Source organism: Mesorhizobium sp. M5C.F.Ca.IN.020.32.2.1 (assembly GCF_004023105.1).
Taxonomy (GTDB): Bacteria; Pseudomonadota; Alphaproteobacteria; order Rhizobiales; family Rhizobiaceae; genus Mesorhizobium; species Mesorhizobium wenxiniae.
The window spans coordinates 1-5,198 of the sequence record NZ_RZSX01000439.1 but is presented as its reverse complement, the minus strand read 5'-3'; the positions used below and the strand labels follow the sequence as shown (position 1 = coordinate 5,198).

Genomic DNA, 5,198 nt, shown 5'->3' with positions numbered 1-5,198 from the left:
TCCTAGTGGTCGTCGCCTCCGCAATGGCGGGACAGCCGGCGGTCCATTATGCCGCCGCACTTATCGCAGCGTACGAGGACTATCATGACCGCCGCCCTTCATCCCGCCGAACCGGCATTGGCAAACGACCGCGCCCGTCGCGGCGGCCGCGCGGGAAAGCGCGCCAGCGGATCGGCGGCGTTCGAGCAGCCGCCTTTCCGCCAACTGAAAATCCCGCTGACGCCGACGAAGCTGGTCTCCGACGACGAGCTGGAATCGATCCACCTCGCATCGCTCCGCGTTCTTAGGGAAATCGGCGTCGACGTGCTGCACGACGAGGCCCGGCGCATCATGAAGGCGCATGGCGCGGATGTCCGTGAAGGCAGCGAGCGGGTGCGCTTCGACAGCGACATGATCCTCGAGCTGGTTTCCCACTGCCCGTCGGAATTCACCATCCATGCCCGCAATCCGGCGCACAATGTCCGCTTCGGCGGTGACAATCTGATCATCTCGATGATGGCGTCGGCGCCCAATTGTTCCGACATCGACCGCGGCCGCCGGCCGGGCAATCAGCAGGACTACCGCAACTTCCTCAAGCTTGCGCAGATGCACAACATCCTAAACTGCACGGGCGGCTATCCGGTCGAGCCGATCGACATCCATCCGTCCGTCCGGCACCTCGAATGCATCCGCGATCTGAGCGTGCTAACCGACAAGGTGTTCCACATCTATTCGCTCGGCAAGGAGCGCAATGTCGACGGCATCGAGATCACCAGGATCGCGCGCGGCATCAGCAGCGAACAGCTTCTCGAAGAGCCATCGGTGTTCACCATCATCAACACCAATTCGCCGCTCAAGCTCGACGTGCCGATGATGGAAGGTATCATCCAGATGTCGAGCAAGGGCCAGGTCGTCATCGTGACGCCGTTCACCCTATCGGGCGCCATGGCGCCGGTGACCATCGCCGGCGCGCTGGTGCAGCAGAATGCCGAAGCGCTGTCCGGCATTGCCTTCGCCCAGATGGTGCGCAAGGGCGCGCCAGTCGGCTATGGCGGTTTCACCTCCAACGTCGACATGAAGTCCGGCGCGCCGGCCTTCGGCACGCCGGAATATATGAAGGCGCAATTGGTCGGCGGCCAGCTCGCCCGCCGCTACAACATCCCTTACCGCACCTCCAACACCTGCGCCGCCAACACGGTCGACGCGCAGGCGGCCTATGAAAGCGTGTTCTCGCTGTGGGGCGCCATCCAGGGCGGCGGCAATCTGATGATGCATGCGGCCGGCTGGCTGGAAGGCGGCCTGCGCTGCTCCTACGAGAAGACCATTCTGGACATCGATCTGCTGCAGATGGTGGCCGAGTTCCTGACCCCGCTCGACCTCTCCGAGGAGGCCCTCGGCTTCGACGCCATCCAGTCCGTCGGTCCGGGCGGCCATTTCTTCGGCACCCAGCATACCCAGGACCGCTACAAGACCGCGTTCTATTCGCCTATCATCTCCGACTGGCGCAATTTCGAGACCTGGGCGGAAGCCGGATCGCCGACGGCTCTCGAAAAGGCCAATCGGGTCTGGAAGGAGCGGTTGGCCTCCTATGAAGAGCCGTATATGGACCCGGCTATCCGCGAGGAGCTCAACGCCTTCGTCGACAAACGCCGGTCCGAAGGCGGCGCGCCGACCGATTTTTAACTATCTGTATTGGTTTGATGAACAGTCGACCGCCACTCCGTCGAGCGTCACCCGACACCTCTCCCCCGGTCGACAGGGTAGAGGCAGGGCGTGAGATCATTCCAGCCGGCGCCCTTCTCCGCTTTGTGTTCACCCCCCGCTCACTCGATTCAATCTCTTCAAAAACGGAACTATCTTCATGAAATCTCATGCAAAAGCGGTTGTCATCGGCGGCGGCGTCGTCGGCTGCTCGGTGCTCTACCATCTGGCCAAGGCCGGCTGGACCGACATCATGCTGATCGAGCGCTCGGAGCTCACCTCCGGCTCGTCCTGGCATGCGGCGGGCGGTTTCCATACGCTCAACGGCGATCCCAACGTCGCCAAGCTGCAGGCCTATACGGTGCAGCTCTACAAGGAGATCGAAGAACTTTCCGGCCAGTCCTGTTCGCTGCACCTGACCGGCGGCGTGATGATGGCCGACACGCCCGAGCGCATGGACTTCCTGCGCCTTGCCCACGCCAAGGGCCGCTATCTCGGCATGGACACCGAGCTGATCACGCCGTCCGAGGCCAAGGCGATGTTCCCGCTGATGGACGAGACGAATTTCGTCGGCGCCATGTGGGATCCGGTCGAAGGCCATCTCGACCCTTCCGGCACCACCCACGCCTACGCCAAGGCGGCCAGGAAGCTCGGCGCCGAGATCGTGCTGCGCAACCGCGTCGTCGAGCTGACGCAGGAAGTCGACGGCACCTGGAACGTCGTTACCGAGCAAGGCACGGTGAAGGCCGAGCATGTCGTCAACTGCGGCGGCCTGTGGGCGCGCGAAATCGGCCGCATGGTCGGTGTCGAGCTGCCGCTCCTGGCTATGGAGCATATGTACCTCTTGACCGAGCCAATGCCGGAGGTTGAGGAATTCAACAAGTCGACCGGCCGCGAGATGATCGGCGTGATGGACTTCAAGGGCGAAATCTACACCCGCCAGGAACGCAACGGCATCCTGCTCGGCACCTATGAAAAGGCTTGCAAGCCGTGGTCGCCGATCAACACGCCGTGGGATTTCGGCCATGAGCTGCTGCAGCCCGACATCGACCGCATCGCGCCGTCGCTCGAAATTGGCTTCAAGCATTTTCCCGGCATCGAGAAGGCCGGCATCAAGCAGATCATCAACGGTCCCTTCACCTTCGCACTGGATGGCAACCCGCTGGTCGGCCCGGTGCAGGGCCTGACCAATTTCTGGTGCGCCTGCGCCGTCATGGCCGGTTTCTCGCAGGGTGGCGGCGTCGGGCTGGCATTGTCGAACTGGATGGTTCATGGCGATCCCGGCTTCGACGTCTGGGGTATGGACGTGGCGCGCTTTGGCGAATGGGCGACGCTGCGCTACACCAATGCCAAGGTGCGCGAAAACTATTCGCGCCGTTTCTCCATCCGCTTTCCCAACGAGGAATTGCCGGCCGCGCGCCCAGCGCAAACGACGCCACTCTACGACACGATGCTGGCCAAAAACGCCGTCATGGGCGATAGCTGGGGCCTCGAAACCCCGCTCTGGTTCGCACCGAAAGGCACGGAGCCGAAGGACATCGTTTCCTTCCATCGCTCCAACGATTTCGGGCCGATCGGCGAGGAAGTGCGTGCGACCCGCGAGAAGGTCGGCGTCACCGAGATCGCCAACTTCGCCAAATACGAAGTCTCCGGGCCGGCAGCCGAGGATTTCCTCAACCGGCTGATGACCAACCGCATGCCGAAGACCGGCCGCATCGTGCTGACCCCAATGCTCAACGAATTTGGCAGGCTGATCGGCGACTTCACCATCGCCAAGGCGGGTGAAGAGCGCTACATGATCTGGAGCTCGTCGGCGGCGCAGAAGTACCATATGCGCTGGTTCGAGAAGCACCTGCCGAAGGATGGTAGCGTCCGCATTCACCGCTTCGACCAGACGCTGGTCGGCTTGTCCATCGCCGGGCCGAAATCACGCGACCTGCTGCAGAAGCTGGTCGATGTCGACATCTCGACCAAGGCTTTCCGCTTCATGGACTTCCGCGAGATGGCGGTCGGCGGCGCGCCCTGCATGGTCAATCGCATTACCTATACGGGCGACCTCGGTTACGAGATCTGGATGGCGCCAGCATACCAGCGCCTCGTCTACAAGGCGATCAAGGATGCCGGAGTAGAGTTTGGCCTCGTCGATTTCGGCATGCGCGCCCTGCTCTCGATGCGACTGGAGAAGAATTTCCCGACCTGGTTCCGCGAACTGCGCCCGATCTACGGGCCGTTCGAAGGCGCGATGGACCGCTTCGTCAAACTGGAGAAGAACGACTTCATCGGACGCGAAGCGGCAGCCAGGGAGCAGGCAGAAGGGCCAAAACTGCGCCGTGTCTCTTTCATCGTCGATGCCGCGGACGCCGATGTCATGGGCGACGAACCGATCTGGGCCAAGGTCGGCGGCAAGGACTACGGCACGGTGGAAAAGCCGCACGGCTATGGTGCGCCGCGTTTCGATACGGACGGCAAGGAAGTGCGCGGCTCCAGGGCCGCGGAAGGCGCTTCGGCCGTGCGCGGCATCGTCGATGGCGATTGGCGCGTGGTCGGCTGGGTCACCTCCGGCGGCTATGCCCATTACGTCCAGAAATCGATGGCGCAAGGCTATGTGCCAGCGGCGTTAGCCGGGGAAGAGAGCGCCGGACTGTTCGAGATCGAAATCCTCGGAAGCCGGCGTTCGGCCCGCATCAATGTCGAGCCGCCTTTCGACCCGAGCGGCGAGAAGATGCGGACCTAGAGCACCGCACCCAAAGGCCTGCCCTCCGGCCCGACCCGGGGTGCGACCGATTTTGGAGAAGCCCGATGCTTAACCAAAAAGCTAGAGCGGCGGTACGATTCGACTTGAAGCCCGCCGCCCCGGAAGCGATCAGGGCTGCCACATTGTGCGGGGCACGGTCTTCGTGCTAGCGGAGCCGGCGGCAACTGGCACGGGCGATGAGAACTCGTTGAAGTATTCGATGAAGTGGGACGAATGGCTTGCCGAGAGCAGGATCGGCCCCTTCCCGGCGGCGATCGTCATGGTCGCCGCTTATTTGGCCTTGCAAACCGTCATATTGTCCATTCTGGCCACTTGGGCAGGAACTGGCGTCGGCGTCGATGACGCGGAGCAACTGATTTATCTTCCATATCTTTGGGCTGGATATGGCGGCTCGCAACCGCCTCTCTATACATGGATCAACTGGCTGGCCGCGCAAATTTTCGGCACCAATATTTTCACGCTGAAGCTGGTCAAATACTCCGTGCTGTTCCTCGCCGCCTGCAGTGTGTTCGCCGCCATGCGGCGGTTCGGCTACACGAAAGCGACGGCATCGGCGGCCATGCTCGGACTTTTCACAATCCCGCAAATCGCCTGGGAATCGCAGCGGGCCTTGTCGCATTCGGTCGCCGTTGTCGGCTTTTGCGCACTGCTCCTGCTCGCGATGGCTAATCTGATCGAGCGGCGAAGCGTGATCGCCTATGCGGTGTTTGGCTTGGCAACGGCTGCGGCAATTCTTGCCAAGTACAACGACGTATTCCTGGTG

General features: G+C 62.4%; 3 protein-coding genes. All 3 read left to right on the top strand.

Going from position 1 to position 5,198, the window contains the following annotated elements; all coding sequences use genetic code 11:
• The first annotated feature begins 84 nt into the window (after positions 1–84).
• The gene (locus tag EOA86_RS21030; RefSeq protein WP_128343402.1) at positions 85–1,662 is read left to right on the top strand and encodes a trimethylamine methyltransferase family protein; all 1,578 of its coding nucleotides are present in this window, start codon (positions 85–87) and stop codon (positions 1,660–1,662) included.
• Between the two features lie 178 nt (positions 1,663–1,840).
• Entirely contained in the window at positions 1,841–4,414 is a 2,574-nt protein-coding gene (locus EOA86_RS21020) for an FAD-dependent oxidoreductase (RefSeq protein ID WP_128343400.1), read from the top strand.
• Between the two features lie 145 nt (positions 4,415–4,559).
• Positions 4,560–5,198 (top strand): glycosyltransferase family 39 protein (locus EOA86_RS21015; RefSeq protein ID WP_245497334.1); only part of this gene is annotated, 639 nt, incomplete at its 3' end.